General features: G+C 64.0%; 12 protein-coding genes. 7 read left to right on the top strand and 5 right to left on the bottom strand.

Annotated elements, in window-relative coordinates:
* The first annotated feature begins 62 nt into the window (after positions 1-62).
* The 3 genes from T5B8_RS00955 to T5B8_RS00945 are packed head-to-tail and all read left to right on the top strand — an operon-like array spanning position 63 to position 4,281.
* Complete coding sequence (locus T5B8_RS00955) at positions 63-2,264, top strand: acetyl-CoA hydrolase/transferase C-terminal domain-containing protein (protein WP_353175420.1); 2,202 nt, start codon at positions 63-65, stop codon at positions 2,262-2,264.
* Entirely contained in the window at positions 2,261-3,145 is an 885-nt protein-coding gene (locus T5B8_RS00950; RefSeq protein WP_353175418.1) for an AAA family ATPase, read from the top strand. Before T5B8_RS00955 ends, T5B8_RS00950 begins: the two co-directional genes overlap by 4 nt.
* Entirely contained in the window at positions 3,142-4,281 is a 1,140-nt protein-coding gene (locus T5B8_RS00945; protein ID WP_353175416.1) for a vWA domain-containing protein, read from the top strand. Before T5B8_RS00950 ends, T5B8_RS00945 begins: the two co-directional genes overlap by 4 nt.
* A gap of 591 nt (positions 4,282-4,872) precedes the next feature.
* Here the strand turns inward: T5B8_RS00945 and T5B8_RS00940 are convergent.
* A complete protein-coding gene (locus tag T5B8_RS00940) occupies positions 4,873-5,937 on the bottom strand; it encodes a DUF5924 family protein (protein ID WP_353175414.1) in 1,065 nt (354 codons plus the stop codon).
* Positions 5,938-6,190: 253 nt separating this feature from the next.
* Between T5B8_RS00940 and lipA the strand changes: the two genes are divergently transcribed.
* Entirely contained in the window at positions 6,191-7,186 is a 996-nt protein-coding gene (gene lipA / locus T5B8_RS00935) for a lipoyl synthase (protein WP_353175412.1), read from the top strand.
* 48 nt (positions 7,187-7,234) lie between these two features.
* Here lipA and T5B8_RS00930 read toward each other — a convergent pair whose 3' ends face one another.
* From T5B8_RS00930 to T5B8_RS00915, 4 genes are all read right to left on the bottom strand, one after another.
* A complete protein-coding gene (locus T5B8_RS00930; protein WP_353175410.1) occupies positions 7,235-8,374 on the bottom strand; it encodes an AI-2E family transporter in 1,140 nt (379 codons plus the stop codon).
* A gap of 221 nt (positions 8,375-8,595) precedes the next feature.
* Complete coding sequence (budC, locus tag T5B8_RS00925; protein ID WP_353175408.1) at positions 8,596-9,360, bottom strand: meso-2,3-butanediol dehydrogenase; 765 nt, start codon at positions 9,358-9,360, stop codon at positions 8,596-8,598.
* A gap of 281 nt (positions 9,361-9,641) precedes the next feature.
* Positions 9,642-10,478, bottom strand: coding sequence for a methyltransferase domain-containing protein (locus T5B8_RS00920; protein ID WP_353175406.1), 837 nt, complete (start codon positions 10,476-10,478; stop codon positions 9,642-9,644).
* A gap of 9 nt (positions 10,479-10,487) precedes the next feature.
* A complete protein-coding gene (locus T5B8_RS00915; RefSeq protein WP_353175405.1) occupies positions 10,488-11,330 on the bottom strand; it encodes a glycine/sarcosine N-methyltransferase in 843 nt (280 codons plus the stop codon).
* 234 nt (positions 11,331-11,564) lie between these two features.
* On the opposite strand from T5B8_RS00915, the gene T5B8_RS00910 reads away from it, so the two are divergent.
* The 3 genes from T5B8_RS00910 to T5B8_RS00900 are packed head-to-tail and all read left to right on the top strand — an operon-like array spanning position 11,565 to position 16,014.
* Positions 11,565-13,196, top strand: coding sequence for an ATP-dependent DNA ligase (locus T5B8_RS00910; protein ID WP_353175403.1), 1,632 nt, complete (start codon positions 11,565-11,567; stop codon positions 13,194-13,196).
* Between the two features lie 37 nt (positions 13,197-13,233).
* Positions 13,234-13,539: a YbaN family protein gene (locus T5B8_RS00905; protein ID WP_353175402.1), complete on the top strand. Its 306-nt coding sequence runs from the start codon at positions 13,234-13,236 to the stop codon at positions 13,537-13,539.
* On the top strand, positions 13,540-16,014 hold the full coding sequence (locus T5B8_RS00900; protein ID WP_353175401.1) for a ligase-associated DNA damage response DEXH box helicase: 2,475 nt from the start codon (positions 13,540-13,542) through the stop codon (positions 16,012-16,014). It abuts the gene before it with no gap.
* The last annotated feature ends 722 nt before the right edge of the window (positions 16,015-16,736 follow it).

The raw sequence follows: 16,736 nt of genomic DNA, 5'->3' as shown, positions 1-16,736 counted from the left end.
AAGTCATAACGAATCGAGCATGGCGAAGGCCGCTGTGCGATTCCAATGCCGAGGAGCATGCGATGAGCGACCGACCGCAGCGATTCACCGATGCCGAAGCCACCATCGACTGGCTGATCGAAACCGTCGGCCACGATATTCATGTCGGTGCGCCGCTGGGCCTGGGCAAGCCGGCGACGCTGCTCAATGCGCTCTACGCGCGCGCCAAGGCCGATCCATCGATCAATCTGCAGATTCTTACTGCCTTGTCACTGGATGTGCCCCAGGCCGGCAGCGAACTCGAACGCCGCATCATGGATCCGATCGTCGAGCGCGTGTTCGAGGATTATCCGGGCCTGGATTATGTACGTGATCTCAACGCGGGCAGCGTGCCCGACAACATCACGATCTCCGAATTCTTCTTTCAGCCGGGGGCGATGCTGGGTAACGACAACGCCCAGCGCCACTATCGCTCGGTCAACTACACGCACGTGGCGCGCGATCTGATCAACGCCGGGGTGAACGTGCTCATGCAGATGGGCGCGCCCGGCCCCGATGACAGTCAGTTCTCGTTATCCAGCAATACCGATGTCACCCTCGATCTCATGCCCGTGGTCGAGGCCATGCGTGAACGCGGCGAGCCGATCTGGGTGGTCGGCCAGCTCAACAAGCGCATGCCGATGATGACGCGTAGCGCGCTGGTGGACGCTGCGCTGGCGGATGCGGTGTTCGAAGGCGAGGCCGCCACCTTCAAACCCTTTGGCGCACCGGCCATGCCCGTTGCCGATGCCGATTATGCGATCGGTCTGCGCGTATCGAGTCTGCTTGCCGATGGCGGCACGCTGCAGATCGGCATCGGTTCGCTCTCCGACGCCATCGCCTATTGCTGCGATCTGCGCCATAACCACAACGACGACTACCGTGTGCTGATCGACCGGCTCGCCCGCAGTGCGCATGAACGCGAGCTGGCCGAGGCGATCGGCGGCGAAGACGTATTCGAGCGCGGGCTCTACGGCTGCACCGAAATGCTCGTCGATGCCTATATCCAGATGTATCGCGCCGGCGTGATTTCGCGTGCCGTGTATGACGATATCGATATCCAGCGTCTGCTGGATGCCGGGCGCATTGGCGAAACGGTGGACGCGAATACGCTCAACGCGCTGCACGACAGTGGCGCGATTCGGGCCCAGCTCGACGCCGACGATGTGGCCCGGCTCAAGCACATCGGCGTGTTTCATGCCGATGTGCGCTATGCCGAGCGCAAGCTGGACGCCGGCGATGGCGGCGAGCCGATCGCGGCCGATCTCGACGACCCAACCGCGCGCGAGGCGATGGCATCGCGTTGTCTGGGCGATCGGCTCAAGGGCGCGACGCTTGTGCATGGCGGTTTCTTTCTCGGGCCGAACAGCTTCTATCAGGCGCTGCACGACCTCGACGACGACGAGCGCGAGCTGTTTCACATGACCAGCGTCGGCCAGATCAACGAGCTCTACGGCAATGAAGCCCTGCGGCGCGTGCAGCGGCGCGACTCGCGTTTCGTCAATACCGCCATCAAGGCCACGCTGGCCGGTGCCATCGCCTCCGACGGGCTGGAAAACGGCCAGGTCATCTCCGGCGTGGGCGGACAGTACAACTTCGTATCCCAGGCGCACGCGCTCGAAGACGGACGCTCGATCATCTGCGTACGCGCGGTACGCCAGTCCTCGGACGGGCCCGAGTCCAATATCGTGGCCCACTATGCGCACACCACCATTCCGCGCCATCTGCGCGATATCGTGGTCACTGAATACGGCGCGGCCGATCTGCGCGGCAAGACCGACGAGGAAGTCGCTATCGCCATGATCGAAATCGCCGATGCCCGGTTCCAGGATGAGCTGCGCAGTGCTGCGGTTTCTGCCGGCAAGCTGCGCCGCGACTATCAGATTCCCGCGCATGCACGTAACAACACGCCGGATCATCTGCGCCGGCTGTTCGCCCCGGAAAAACACAAGGGGCGTTTTGCGGCCTATCCCTATGGCAGCGATTTCACAGAGGTCGAGCGTGCGCTCATCGGCGCGCTCAAGAAACTGCAGGGCGGCTCGCACGGCAAGACCTTGTCGAGCTTTGCCCGGCATGCCTCGCGTCTGGCCACCTTGCCGGCCAGCGCCGAGCCCTATCTCGAACGCATGGATCTGCAACGCCCGCGCACGCTGCGCGAATCGCTGTATGCCCGAGTGGTAGCACTCGCGCTGATCAACGACGGCGTGATCGACGACCACGACGAGCAAGCCCACACCGATCTATGAGCGCGCCCACGCGCTTTGCCAGCCCCGAGGCACTCGACGCCGCGCTCGCGGGCCAGGGCTATGTCAGCGACGGCGAACTGCGCATGACGCTGTATCTCGCGCTCGCGCTGAACAAGCCGTTGCTCGTGGAAGGCCCGGCCGGCGTCGGCAAGACCGAAATCGCCAAGGCCCTGGCGGCCGCGGTCGATACCCGCCTGATCCGGCTGCAGTGCTACGAAGGCCTGGATGCCGCCCAGGCGCTGTATGAATGGGATTATCCGCGCCAGCTGCTGGAAATCCGGGTCCAGGAAGCCGCGGGTGTCTCCACCGACAGCCTGCGCGATAATCTTTATTCCGACAGTTTTCTGCTCGAACGCCCGCTGCTGGCGGCGCTTCGCCACAGTCCGCCGCCGGTATTGCTCATCGACGAGCTCGATCGCGCCGACGAAGCCTTCGAGAGTTTTCTGCTCGAAATCCTGTCGGACTGGCAGATCAGTATTCCCGAATACGGCACGGTACGCGCCGACACCCCGCCGCTGGTGGTGATCACCGGCAACCGCACCCGGGCGCTGGCCGAGGCCACGCGAAGGCGCTGTCTGTATCTGTGGATCGACTATCCGGATCGGGCCAAGGAGCTGGCCGTGCTGCAAAGCCGGTTGCCCGGCATCGATACGCGTCTGGCCGAGGCCATCGCCGATTTCCTCGCCTGGGCTCGAACACAGGATCTGGCCAAGACGCCGGGTCTGGCCGAAACACTCGACTGGGCGGCCGCGCTCATCGAAATCGGTGCCACCGACCTGGATGATGCGCGTATCACCGCCACGCTCGGCGCCCTGTTCAAGGACCCGGCCGATATCGATGCCATGCGCGCACGCCTGGAAGACTATCGCCGCAGCCAATGAACGACTGGTCGCTCGCGCGTGTCGTGACCGCGTTCGTTCAACAACTACGCCATGCGGGCGTCACCGTCAGCCCGGCCGAAAGCGCCGATGCATTGGCCGCACTCGCGCGCACCCCGATGCAGCCGCGCGCGGATTTCGCCCGCCTGCTACGGGCCTGTCTGGCCAAGACCCCTGAAGACCGTGCCCGGTTCGATACGGTTTTCGCCGAATTTTTCGACGCCCGGCCCACGGAAGTCGCCGAGCAAGCGGACGCTGACGACGACCAGACAGGCAACCAGAAGGCCCATGGCGTCGGCGACGCCGAGCCCGCCCCCGCAAAAACGACCACCTCGGACAGTGACCCAAGCGAAAACGCCAACACCGGCGCCAGTGCTGCGCGGCAGGCCATGCAGACCGATCTGGCGGCGATCGGCGCCGATGAGCGCGAGGCCATGGAACGGCTCATCCGCACGCTCGGCCACCAACTAGCGCGACGCGCGGCCCGGCGCTGGCGCGCGCGCTCGCAGGGCGTGATCGATCTGCGGCGAAGCCTGCGTGCGGCCATCGCCCACGGCGGCGAAGTGTTTAAGCTGCGCCGGCGTTATCGTCCGCGCGAGCGCCCGCGGCTGGTGGTATTTGCCGATGTCAGTTATTCCATGGATGCCTACAGTCGCTTCTTTCTGTGTTTCATCCATGCGTTTGCGCGCGTGTTTCGGGCGGTGGAAAGCTATGTGTTCAGCACGCAATTGTCGCGGGTGACCGAGACGCTCGCGCGCTCGGCCTCGGTCGAAGCCGGGCTGGCGCGTCTGCCCGAGTGCGTCGAGGACTGGGCCGGCGGAACGCGTATTGCCAGCGCGCTCGAAACTTTCATGCATCGGTTTGCCGACCAGCAGCTCGATCGCAATACGGTGGTGATGATCGTCTCCGACGGCTGGGACAGCGACAAGCCGGAACGGCTGCAGGCCGTGCTCAAACGCCTGCGCGGGCGTTGCCGGGCCATCATCTGGCTCGATCCGCTGATGGGGCATCCGCGCTTTTTCAGTACCGCGCTGGGGGCGCAGCATGAATCACCGCATGTCGACATATGTGCGCCAGCGCGCAATCTGGCCGGGCTCGAGGCGTTGGTGGAGCGGTTGTCGCGGGCGCGGATTGTTTAATCATTGCGTGTGGGCGTGCTTGGCGGGTTCATGCCACGCGTCTTTCGCCAAGCTAGAGTTCGGCTAACCCAGCGTTGCACGCCGCAGCGCGAGGCACTTTTTGGTTGCGCGTCCCAACGAAAAGCAGCCAAAAGAAAAGACGCCCGGGTTATGGGTGGGCACTGCGCGTCTCGTTCGCGCAAACGGGGCTCGAATACGGCACGTAACCCGTCGTGGTGAGTCGCGACGCCTGCATGCCGGCATCAGTGTGGTTGGCTATGTTCTTGTCGGATTACGCCTTCGGCTAATTCGACCTACAAAAAATGTGGCCTTTAGCGAGCGCCGGCTACGTCGTTTGGCTTGGCGCGGCACGCCGTAAACCAACAGGGAATGGGTTTCTTGACTGGGTTGAACTATCCCGTTCCAATCGGCCCGGCGGGCTGGGTTCTTTGGTGGATCGCGCTGGCCGATCCACCTACGCCCTTCGTTCGGTGATGGTTGAATCGCCACCTATCATTTGCGCGTTTGGCGTTCATTTGCGGACTGTTTTTGCAACAGCGCGACGCGCACCGCGGTGTTTCACGTGGGTCTGGCAGGCACGCGATCTATGCGTCACTTCACCGTAAACCGCCGTGCACCAATCATCTGACCATCGTCGGTGATGACCGTCACCCGCCAGTGGCCGCTCGGGTCGTCGCCGAGGGCGAGCTTATGGCTCCACGCGCGATAACCGTTTTCCGGGCCGCCACCGGTAATCTCGAGCGGGATTCGGTCGACGACCTTGCCGTCGTGCGACCAGACATGCAGCACCTGTTGTTGCAGTCCGCGTGGCGCGGCGATGGCGGTAAAGGCATACAGCCCGTCCGCGGCGAGTTCGTCTGCCGAGAAGTTCGCGCGATCGTGGCCGGGCTGGCGGTTATCGACATCCACTTGCAGGGTGATGGCCATATCGGTGGCGCGCAGGGTGGCTGGCGGAATCCAGAAACGCCCGAACCAGGCGAGGCCGCCGAGGGCCACGGAGAGCGCGGCCAGCAGCAGCCAGCGCCACCACTGGCGTGCCTGCAAGGCGTCATTGAAGCTGGGCAAAGCGCATACGCCCATGGCCACCGAAGCGATGGCCACGCTTTCGCCAGTGGTCAGCGACAGCATGATGGGGCCGGCAGTCAGCAGGGCGACGAACAGGGTGAAACCGTGGAAACCCAGAAACAGCCAGCGGCGCTCGGCGATGCCGTGTAAGTAGATCGGATCGATCGTCGACGCGGCGGCGGCGACGATCAACAGGCCGGTGAACAGCGCCTGGCCGCTCAGCCAGGTAGTCGTGGCCAGAAAGAACGGCAGGACGAAGAACAGGGTTTCCTGGTGCAGGCACTGGGCCGCAAAACGCACGGCCGCCTGCGGAATACGTTCGCCGAAATAACGGGCGAGCAGGCGACACAGCAGCCCTTCGAACAACAGCGCCAGCCAGCCGAGCAGCATGAGCGCGGTGACCCATTGCGCCAGCGCGGCCTGGCGTTCGACCAGAAAGAAACTGCCCGCGCCCATGGCGAAGGAGGCCACCGGCAACAGCCGACGGTAGCGATAGGCGATACGGCCCGCGCGGCTGTTGAGCAGCCGGGTGAAATACTGTTCGACCGGACTGGCGTCGGGACTGTCGCTGGCAACGGTTTGGCTGGCCACGGGACTCGCTTGCAGACACGTAGAAGATCGCCGCGCCCGGTATCCAGGCGTGCGGCGGCGCGATCATAGCAGCGTGGTGGCTGTACGTCGGCTGACCGATATGCGAATGCAGCCGCTCGTATCGTGCGGCGCTCTTGCAACGGTTATCGGCGCCCGCCGTGTGAGGTTGAGTGCCGCAACCGCGGCGCGCCCGGGCGCGGTGTTATCATCGGGGCCGGTCAACGACACAGTACGAACGACGGTCGACGACGGCATGAGCGATTTCAAAGGCATTCCCGTAGTAACAGGCACCAAGGTGCAAAAGCCCAATGGCACGCGGGCGATCAAGAACGGCATGAAGGCGAACAAGAACGCCGCGGCCGTGCCGATCGGGCGCAAGCCGGACTGGCTGCGCGCGCGTCTGCCCACGGGCGACACCTATCAGGCGGTCAAGAAGAACGTGCGCGAGCACAAGCTGGCCACGGTCTGTGAAGAATCGATGTGCCCGAACATCGGCGAGTGCTGGAGCCACGGCACCGCGACCATCATGATCATGGGCGATACCTGTACCCGCGCCTGTCGCTTCTGCGCGGTGGATACCGGCAACCCGCGCGGCTGGCTGGATGCGCAGGAACCCGAGCACTGCGCGGATTCGGTCGAGATCATGGGCCTGAACTATATCGTGCTCACCTCGGTGGATCGCGACGATCTGCCCGACGGCGGCGCCCAGCACTATGCCGACTGCGTGAAGGCGATCAAGGCACGCACGCCCAACGTACGCGTGGAAGCGCTGGCGCCGGATTTCCGCGGCGTGGCCGAACATGTCGACAAGGTGGTGGATTCCGGGCTTGAAGTGTTCGCCCAGAACGTGGAAACGGTCGAACGCCTCACCCATGTCGTACGCGATGCGCGGGCCGGTTATCGCCAGACGCTGGATGTGCTCGAACACGCCAAGAAGCACAACCCGAATGTGCTGACCAAGACCAGCGTCATGCTGGGCCTGGGTGAGACCGAAGACGAAATTGCACAGACCCTGGACGATCTGGCCGCGATTGGTGTCGATATCGTCACCTTCGGCCAGTATCTGCGCCCGACCGTGAACCATCTGCCGGTCGAGCGCTATGTGCCGCCGGCGGATTTCGCCAAGTATCGGCAGTGGGGCCTGGCGCGCGGTTTCCTGGAAGTCGTCTCCGGGCCGCTGGTACGCAGCTCCTATCGCGCCGATCGGGTGTTCGACAAGAACAACGCCGGGCTCGACCAGACGGCGTAGCGATAGCCGGGGCGCCGTCAGCCAGTGCGGGCCGGGTCGGCCGGCGCGTCAGTGCTCTGGTGGCGGCGCCTGTCGAACGTCGTCGAGTTCCGCATGGCGTTCGGACAGGAAATCACCGAGATTGTGCAACGCTTCGATGTGCTCGCACAGGGTCTTGATAGTAACCAGCAGCGGTAGTGCCACGATCATGCCCACCGCCGACCACAGCCAGGCCCAGAACGTGACCGTGATGAATACGATGACCGTATTCAGACGCAGGCTGCGGCCCACGAAATAGGGCGTGACAATCTGGCCCTCGAGCGTGGTGAGCGCGAAATAGACGCCCGGAACGATCAGTGCCCAGCCCACCCAGTCGAAGGTGATGAGCGCAATCATCGCCGCGATCGCAATCCCGCCAAGCGCGCCGAGATACGGGATGAAGTTGAACAGGAAGGCGATCACCCCGAACACGGCCGGATAGGGCATGCCGAATGCCCACATCGTCAGCGCGACCGCGACGCCCAGACCGGCGTTGATCGTGGTGATGGTCAACAGATAGCGCGAGAGCTTGCGCTCGATATCGTGGGCGATCTGGGCGGCCCGGCGTTTGTCGCGAAAGCTCGGCATCACGTGTACGAGCTTTTCGTAGAACATGTCGCCCGAGGCGAGCAGAAACAGCAGCAGCACCATCGTGAACACGAACTGGGCGATTACGTTGGGGGCGAGCAGCGCGGCCTGGGTTGCTGCGCTTTCACCTTCGATTTCCACCGTTTGAACGTCCGGCGTGTCGCTGCGGGTCATGGACTGCAGCTTTTCGTTGGCCTCGAAGATGGCGCTGAAGGGGCCGGCGATATCGGCCAGCTGTTGTTCGATGCGTTGTTCGATACGCGGGGCGTTCTCGATCCAGCCAGTCGCCGGCACGGCCAGTGCGGCCACCGCGAACAGAAAACTCACCAGCAATACGCTCACGATCACCAGCGACGACAGCGCTGCGGGCACCCGTCGCCGGTCGAATACGCGCCGAATCGGCGCGAATACCATGGACAGCAGAAAGGCCAGCACGATGGGTACGAAAAAGCTGCGGGCCTGGCTCAGCACGAAGACGGACGCATAGAGAAACAATGCGACGAGCATCCACTTAACCAGCGGACTCGCGCCCAGCGCGACCGAATGCTGGCTGTCGCTGGATTGGGTGTCAGGTTCAGCCATTCAGGACTCGGTGGAGATGGAGCGCAGCGCCCGCCGCGAGCGGCCAGCGAATAGTAGCGGGCAACCCCGAGGGGCAGCGTCTTTTTGCTAGCTAACCACGAAAATCGATGTTTTCGTATGATTTGTGCAAAAAAACAGGCGATCGGCCGTAGCGGCGCGATCGCCTGCGTAACCGCCGATGACGCGTGTGGCCACGGGCGGATCGGTTTGCACGGCGCGTATCAGACCTGGGGCGGCTGACCGTTGGAGGCCATCAGCCCGCCGTCGACCGGCAGGTTCACGCCGCTGATGAAGCGGGCGTCGTCGCTGGCCAGAAAGGCGATGGCCGCGGCGATGTCTTCGGGCGCAGCGCCCGCCCCCAGCGGCATGCGCTCGGCGAACTTGTCGAGCAGGTCGTCCTTTTCGAACACGCCGCTGGCCATGTCGGTACGGGTCAGGCTCGGGCAGACCGCGTTCACGCGTACCCCGTCGCCGCCATGATCCAATGCCAGCGCCCGGGTGAAGTTGCTCACCGCGCCCTTGCTGGCGTTGTAGACGCTCATCGCCCAGTCGCCGCCGAGGCCGGACACCGACGAGGTGTTGACGATATTGCCGCGGCTTTCGATCAGATGCGGCATGGCGGCGCGGCAGCAGTGGAAGACGCCGTCGACGTTGATCGACATGATCTTGCGCCAGGTGTCGTCGTCGGTATCGGTAATCCGGCTCTGGGTGGCCACGCCAGCATTGTTGACCAGAATATCGAGCCGCCCGCAGGTCGCGATGACGTCGTCGACGAGCGCGTTCACCGCGTCGGCGTCGGCCACGTCGGCCGGGCGTACGTGAACTCGATCGGCGGGCAGATCCTTGGCGACCTTGTCGAGCTTGTCTTTTGTGCGGCCGACGAGCACGACGGTCGCGCCTTCGTCGACGAGGCGTTTAGCGGTGGCCGCCCCCATGCCGGAGCCGGCGCCGGTGATCAGAGCGATCTTGTCCTTGAAGCGTTGCATGCCTGCGGTTCCTGTTATTGGGCGTTAAAACCGAGCGACCCCGGCCGGGCCAGCCTGCCCGGCCGTTGTCTCATGCAACCAAAGCTGACGATGAACGCGCCTGAATCAAGCCCGTACGCGATTATTTACAGAATTCACCGTGCGGCGTGCCCAGACCATCTGGGCTTCGAGCGATCGGTCTTTCGCCTTATTCGCGTGTCTTCGCGTTCATTCGCGGAAACCTTGCTTGCTTGAGTTCTGCCAACTGCGTTTCACACACCAACAATCACCCTGGGGCCGATTCAGCGCTTGTCGAAAATCATGATGCCCCAGGCCAGATGGCCGGCATTGCCGGCATCCACCCAGTGCTGCAGGCCTTTTTTCATGTTGTCGATATAGGCAGTCGAGATCGCCGAATCGCGCAGCTCGTCTTCGCGCTCGACAAGGGTGTCGTGAATCCCGCCGTAGTGTCGCGGTATCTGGCGGGTATGGTCTTCGAATGCGCGGCGGGTGAAGCCGCGGCGTTCAAGTGCGCGGGTATAGAAACCGGGCGAGCCCATGGTATCGAGCTGGATGCGATCGAGCACCGGCTGCAGCACCCCGTCGGGACAGTCATCGGCCTGCATGGGATCGGTGAAGATGAACGTGCCGCCGGGTGCGAGCACACGGGCGACTTCGTCGAGCACGCGTTCGCGATTGCCGGAATGCAGCATGGCATCCTGCGACCAGACGATATCGAAATAGCCGTCGTCGAAGGGGATGTTTTCGAAGTCGCCGTCGACGACGCGCACGCGGTCGTCCAGCCCGCGTTCGGCGTTCTTGCGACGTGCGCGCTCGTTCTGCACTTCCGACAGATTCAGCGACACCACGGTGGCGTTGTGGCGTGCGGCGACATGGCGTGCGGAGCCACCGTAACCGCCACCGATATCCAGCACGCTCGCGCCGTCAAGAGCGGGCCCGAGTGCGGCGCACATGCGCTCGACGGTACGATGGCTGGCATCGACCACCGCCTCGGTGGCGGATTCATACAGGCCGATATGGATATCCTCGCCGCCCCACAGGCGCGAGTAGAAGTTCTCGGCGTCGTCGCTGTTGTAGTAGGCCTGGGCCGTGCGTACGGCCTGGGAATACTGTGTCATGTTCGCTCCTTACGATTGGTCCGCTTCGGCTTCGCGATAGGATTTTTCGGCGACGTGGATGAAGAAGTCCGGGTCGCTTTCCCGGTAGCTGCTCTGAAAATCGCCGTAGGTGGTCACCGACTGAAAGCCCACCTGGTGCATCAGTTCGTGCACATAGGCCTTGCGCAACGGGAACATGTTGAGGTGATAGATCTCGTCGCCCGGGAAGGTATAGCGAAACCGGGCGAGGCCGTCGTCGACATGCTCGGGCGCGGCCGAGACATTGGCGCCGCAGTAGTAGTACTTGTGGCCGGGTACGGCCTTGCCGTCGAGCAGGGCGTCGTAATTGCGCTGATCGAGGATGAGAATGCCGTCATGCTTGAGCATGGCGTAGAACTCGGCGAGCGTGCGCCGGCGGTCGTGCTCGGAAAAGATATGGGTGAAGGAGTTACCCAGGCAGATGATGGCGTCGTAACGGCCCACCACGTCCCGCGACAGCCAGCGCCAGTCGCTGTGCACGGTGGACAGGATCATGCCGCGTTGGCGGGCGTTCTCGAAGGCCTTGGCCAGCATCTGCGGGCTCCCGTCGATACTGGCGACCTCGAAACCGGCCTTGAGTAGTTGTACGGAATGAAAACCGGTGCCGGTGGCCGCATCGATGACAGACTGGCAGCCGTAACGCTTGAGTACGTCGATGAAGAAATTGCCTTCGCTGGCGGCGCGCCCGTCCCAGTCGATGAGATCGTCCCAGCGTTCCACGAAGTCGTGGACGTATTCGTATTGATAGTGGTCGGTTTCGCGCACATCGGTCGGCGCAGCGCCGAAGTCCTGGGTACGCTGGAATATCGGATTGTGCTGGGTTGCTTCTTTCATACACGAAAGTCCCCGTCACGGTGTCGCCGGTATCCGACGTCTCGCCGCAAGCTTTTCAAATGGAATGACTACGTTATGCAACCCGCACGCCAGGCTACAACCGCTGTTCGCCAGGTCCTTGATGCGACAGCAAAGACGCTGTTCCCGCAACGATGACCCGCCGATGACAGGTTGTACGCAACGTCGAAATCGCACCATCGTCGTGCCGTCACTTGCCATGGATGGGCGCTAGCCGTGCGTCGTTTTACCGCGCTCTACACGCGTCTGGACGCCAGCACGGCCACCAACGACAAGGTCGCGGCCATGCGCGACTATTTCGCAGCCGCGCCGCCCGCGGATGCGGCCTGGGCGGTATCGTTTCTGTGTGGGCGCCGCATCAAGCGGCTCATCCCCTCGGCACGACTGCGCGAATGGACCGCCGAGGCGATCGACATGCCCCTGTGGCTGGTCGAGGAAAGCTATTCGGCGGTCGGCGATCTGGCCGAAACCGTCACCCTGTTGCTCGATGAAATCGAAACCGGCGATACCGGCCTGGAGATCGCCCTGCACGACTGGGTGGAGCAGCGCATCCTGCCGCTGCGGGATATGGACGACGAGGCCCGCAAGGCGCGCATCGTCGGCTTCTGGCGGGAACTGCCCACCGATGCCCGCTTTACTCTCAACAAGCTGCTCACCGGCGCGTTTCGCGTGGGCGTATCGCGCCGGCTGGTTACCCGGGCGCTGGCCGAGACAGCCGATATCGAACCTGCCCGGATCGCCCATCGGCTGATGGGCCGTTGGCGGCCCACGCCGCAGTTCTTCGAACGCCTTATCGACCCGGAAGATCGCGGCGAGGACGCCGCCCAGCCCTATCCGTTCTTTCTCGCCTCGCCGATCGAGCAGGCGCCGATCGCGGCGATGGCGGATCTGGGCGCCCGTAGCGACTGGCATGCGGAATGGAAATGGGACGGCATTCGGGCCCAGCTCATTCGCCGCCAGGGCCAGTGTCATGTCTGGTCGCGCGGCGAAGACCTGATGGAAGGGCGTTTCCCCGAGCTGGAGGCCGCGGCGGCCGATCTGCCCGACGGCTGCGTGCTCGACGGCGAGATTCTGGCCTGGGCCGAGGGCGAGCCGCGGCCGCTGCCGTTCGCGCGCCTGCAGCGGCGTATCGGCCGGCTCAAGCCGTCGGCGAACATGCAGGCCAAGCACCCGGTACGTTTTCTGGCCTACGACCTGATGGAATACGATGGCAGCGATGTTCGCGAGTCGCCCATCGAGGATCGCCGCGCGAAGCTGGAAGCGTTGGTCGGCGGGCTCGAGTCGGATACGCGCATCGCGGTATCGGTGAACGTGGAATCCACCGGCTGGGACGAACTGGCCGCCCTGCGCGAGCGCAGCCGCGAATTCGCCACCGAAGGCTTCGTGCTCAAGCGCGCGCGCTCGCCGTATCGGGTCGGGCGTACCCGCGGCGACTGGTGGAAATGGAAGGTCGACCCCTATTCGATCGATGCCGTGTTGCTCTATGCCCAGCCGGGCAGCGGCCGGCGTTCGAACCTGCTCACCGACTACACCTTCGCGGTCTGGGACGGCGACAATCTGGTGCCATTTGCCAAGGCCTATTCGGGACTGACCGACGAAGAGATCGGCCAGGTCGACCACTGGATTCGTCGCAATACGCGCGAGCGCTTCGGCCCGGTGCGCTCGGTCGAGCCGACGCATGTGTTCGAATTGCACTTTGAAGGGATCCAGGCGTCCAACCGCCACAAGTCCGGCATTGCCGTACGCTTTCCGCGTATCGCGCGCTGGCGACACGACAAGCGGATTGAAGACGCTGACACGCTCGACGGCGTCAAGGCGCTGTTACCGATCGAGGAACGTATCGAATGAGCTGTTCAAGCCAGATGGCCCCTGCGCGGGCCGCGCCATGACCACCCGCCATTCCGAGTCCGAATCGCAGGCGCCCGAGCCCACGCGGATTCGTTTTGCCGACATGACCTGGCGCGACTATGTGCGTATCGGTCTTGGCGTGTTCTTCTTTCTGCTGGGTATCGCCGGGCTGGTGCTGCCGATCCTGCAGGGCGTGCTGTTTCTGATCATTTCGGCGATTCTGCTGGCGCCCTATTCGATCTGGGTACAGAAACAGCTGCGCCGTTTCGAGCGCCGTTTTCCCTGGGTGGCCGAACAGGCGCGGGCGGTGGCCGCACGCTGGAACCCCGGCAAGCGCGACTGAATGGAGTCGGCCGAGGCGCGTATCGAGGGCTGGTTCGCCGCCCGCGACTGGCAGATATTTGATTTCCAGCGCGAGGCCTGGGCGGCCTATGCCGCCGGCGAGTCGGGCCTGATCCATGCGCCCACCGGTACCGGCAAGACGCTGGCGGCCTGGTTCGCAGCACTTGGCGACTGGCTGGCCCGCGCCGACGACCCCAACGCCAATCCCGGCCTGACCCTGCTGTGGATTACGCCGCTGCGCGCGCTGGCAGCCGATACCACTGCGCACCTGGCTGCGAGCGCGGGCGAACTGGGGCTGAACTGGCGCGTGGAACAGCGCACCGGCGATACCAAGAGCCATATCAAGGCCCGCCAGCGCAAGAAGCTGCCCAGCGCGCTCGTGACCACGCCCGAAAGCCTGGCGCTGCTGTTGTCCTATGCCGACCACGAAACGCTGTTCGGCCAGCTCGACGGGGTGGTCGTCGACGAGTGGCACGAGCTGTTGTCCAGCAAGCGCGGCGTACAGCTCGAGCTGGCCCTGGCCCGGCTGCGCAGTCTGCGCCCGAACCTGCGGACCTGGGGATTGTCGGCCACGCTGGCCAATATCGACGAAGCCGCGGATGCGCTCACCGGCGGGGGCGCCGCGCGTGAAATTCGCGGCCTGGTACCGGCCGAAACCCGTATCGAAGCGCTCATCCCCGACACGATCGAACGTTTTCCCTGGGCCGGGCATCTGGGTACGCGCCTGGTCGAACCGGTCATCGAGGCCCTTGAGGCCGCCGAAACCACGCTGCTGTTCACCAACACCCGCTCGCAGGCCGAACTCTGGCACCAGGCGCTGCTGCGTGCCCGGCCGGACTGGCTGGAGCGTATCGCCCTGCATCACGGCTCGCTGGATCGCGGCCTGCGCGAGCAGGTCGAGGCCATGATCGCCGACGGGCGCCTGGCCTGCGTGGTGGCCACGTCGAGCCTCGATCTGGGGGTGGATTTCTCGCCGGTCGATCAGGTCATCCAGATTGGTAGCCCCAAGGGCGTGGCCCGCCTGCTTCAGCGGGCCGGGCGTTCCGGCCATCGTCCGGGCGCGGCCAGCCGTATTCTGTGTGTGCCCACCCATGCCTTCGAACTTGTCGAGATCGCGGCCGCCCGGCGCAAGGCACTGGCCGGCGATATCGAAGCACGTACACCGCTAACCGGCGCGCTCGACGTGCTTTCCCAGCATATCGTCACCCGCGCGCTGGGCAGCACCCGCGAAGGCGGGGTGGACGAAAACGCCCTGCTCGCCGAGGTGCGCAGCAGCCGGGCTTATCGCGACCTGTCCGAGGCGCAGTGGCAGTGGACGCTGGACTTCGTCACCCGCGGCGGCGCGGCGCTGTCGGCCTATCCGGAGTTTCAGCGCGTCGAACGTATCGACGGTCGGCTGCGGGTGACCGATCGGCGTATCGCCCGTCGTCATCGCATGACCATGGGCACGATCACCTCGGATGCGGCCATGAGCGTGCGCTTCATGAAAGGCGGGCGTCTGGGCACGGTGGAAGAGCGCTTCATCGCCCAGCTCAAGCCGGGCGACGTTTTTCTGTTCTCCGGGCGCCTGCTCGAGCTGGTGCGGGTACGCGAACTCACCGCCTATGTGAAAGCGGCGACGCGCAAGAACCGCCAGGTGCCGCGCTGGGCCGGCGGGCGCATGGCGATTTCCGGCACCCTGGCCGATGCGATCCGTGGCCTGCTGGAAGCCGCCCGCGACAACGACTACCGCGAGCCCGAACTGGCCGCGATTCGGGACCTGCTCGAAATTCAGCGCCGCTGGTCGGCATTGCCGGCCGCCGACGAACTGCTCATCGAGCATGTCACCAGCCGTGAAGGGAGGCACTGGTTCTTCTACCCCTTTGCCGGCCGGCTTGCCCATGAAGGCCTGTCGGCGCTGGTGGCCTGGCGGCTGGCGCAGATGCACAAGGCCTCGTTCCGGTTTTCGGTCAACGATTACGGCTTCGAACTCGTTACCCGCAACAAGGTCGATTTCAGCGACGCCGAGCTGCGCGCCGCACTCTCGCCGGATAATCTGGTGGACGACCTGCTGGCCTGTCTGAATGCCGCCGAGCTGTCCAAGCGGGCATTTCGCGATATCGCCCGGATCGCCGGGCTGGTGTTTTCCGGCTATCCGGGTGCGCATAAGAGCGCGCGTCAGGTTCAGGCCTCCAGCGGGCTGGTGTTCGATGTGCTTACCCGCTATGACGCGAATAACCTGTTGCTCGACCAGGCCCGGCGCGAAGTGCTGGAACGCGAACTGGAGTTCAACCGGGTGTCCGCCGCACTCGAGGCCATCGCCGGCCAGTCGCTGTGCATCGCCAACCCGCCGCGGCTCACGCCGCTGGGTTTTCCGCTCTGGGTCGAGCGGGTGGCCAGCCAGGTGTCGAACGAATCCTGGCGCGATCGCGTCGAGCGCATGACCGTACAACTGGAAAACGCCGCGGATAAGCTGAAGAAAGCGGCCCGCAAATGAACGCGAGCCGCGCCAATGTACGGCACATGGAAGGCGGGAAGACCGGGTTATCCGCAGATTACGCCGATTACGCAGATTGATTGATTTGGCGGTGGCGGGTGGTCGGCCTCACTGGCGCCGCGGCTTTGGTGGCGCTAGCGGTAAGTAAAGGTCCGCAGATCGACGCAGATCACACAGGTCCAAGACAATAAACCGCGGTCGTTCACTGTCGTGAGGCGCATGTGCCGCGCTTGTTCATCTGTGTAATCTGCGAAATCTGCGGTTGGTGAAGAACGAAGCCATCACACCGTCGATCATCGAAAGGGGCAAGCAGCAGTCCAGCCGGCCTTCGCGCGCGATGGGTCTTTCGCCTTATTTGCGCGTCTTCGCGTTCATTCGCGGACTCTTAAGTTTTGCTGGAGCGCAGCCGAATGCGCTTCATCGAAAGCGTTTTTTCCGCGTAAATCTTTGTCGATCTGCGGACAACCAGGGCTGGGCGCGAATGAACGCGAAGCCCGCGAATAGGAAAGACGGGCGGCGCGAGTCGCCAGCAGTCTAAGGAGGTGTGCGCAAATGAGCGCAGGGTCTGCATATGCAAGACAAGCGAAAAGCGGGAAGACATTTTTCCGCAGATCGACGCAGATCGACGCAGATCAAGACAAACGAAGATATTGATCAGTCTGTGGTTCGATATGCAATTCAGCTGCTTGCGACGTGACAGCGTTTGACTGGATGTAAAGTTG

This window comes from Salinisphaera sp. T5B8 (genome assembly GCF_040361255.1).
GTDB lineage: Bacteria > Pseudomonadota > Gammaproteobacteria > Nevskiales > Salinisphaeraceae > Salinisphaera.
This window is presented reverse-complemented; position numbering and strand designations above follow the sequence as displayed.

Bases quoted from the DNA above. Each gene is read 5' to 3' on its own strand.
- T5B8_RS00930 (WP_353175410.1), bottom strand. From the start codon at position 8,374: ATGGCTGAACCTGACACCCAATCCAGCGACAGCCAGCATTCGGTCGCG.
- T5B8_RS00920 (WP_353175406.1), bottom strand. From the start codon at position 10,478: ATGACACAGTATTCCCAGGCCGTACGCACGGCCCAGGCCTACTACAAC.
- T5B8_RS00915 (WP_353175405.1), bottom strand. From the start codon at position 11,330: ATGAAAGAAGCAACCCAGCACAATCCGATATTCCAGCGTACCCAGGAC.
- lipA (WP_353175412.1), top strand. From the start codon at position 6,191: ATGAGCGATTTCAAAGGCATTCCCGTAGTAACAGGCACCAAGGTGCAA.
- T5B8_RS00955 (WP_353175420.1), top strand. From the start codon at position 63: ATGAGCGACCGACCGCAGCGATTCACCGATGCCGAAGCCACCATCGAC.
- T5B8_RS00900 (WP_353175401.1), top strand. From the start codon at position 13,540: ATGGAGTCGGCCGAGGCGCGTATCGAGGGCTGGTTCGCCGCCCGCGAC.
- T5B8_RS00950 (WP_353175418.1), top strand. From the start codon at position 2,261: ATGAGCGCGCCCACGCGCTTTGCCAGCCCCGAGGCACTCGACGCCGCG.
- T5B8_RS00905 (WP_353175402.1), top strand. From the start codon at position 13,234: ATGACCACCCGCCATTCCGAGTCCGAATCGCAGGCGCCCGAGCCCACG.
- budC (WP_353175408.1), bottom strand. From the start codon at position 9,360: ATGCAACGCTTCAAGGACAAGATCGCTCTGATCACCGGCGCCGGCTCC.
- T5B8_RS00945 (WP_353175416.1), top strand. From the start codon at position 3,142: ATGAACGACTGGTCGCTCGCGCGTGTCGTGACCGCGTTCGTTCAACAA.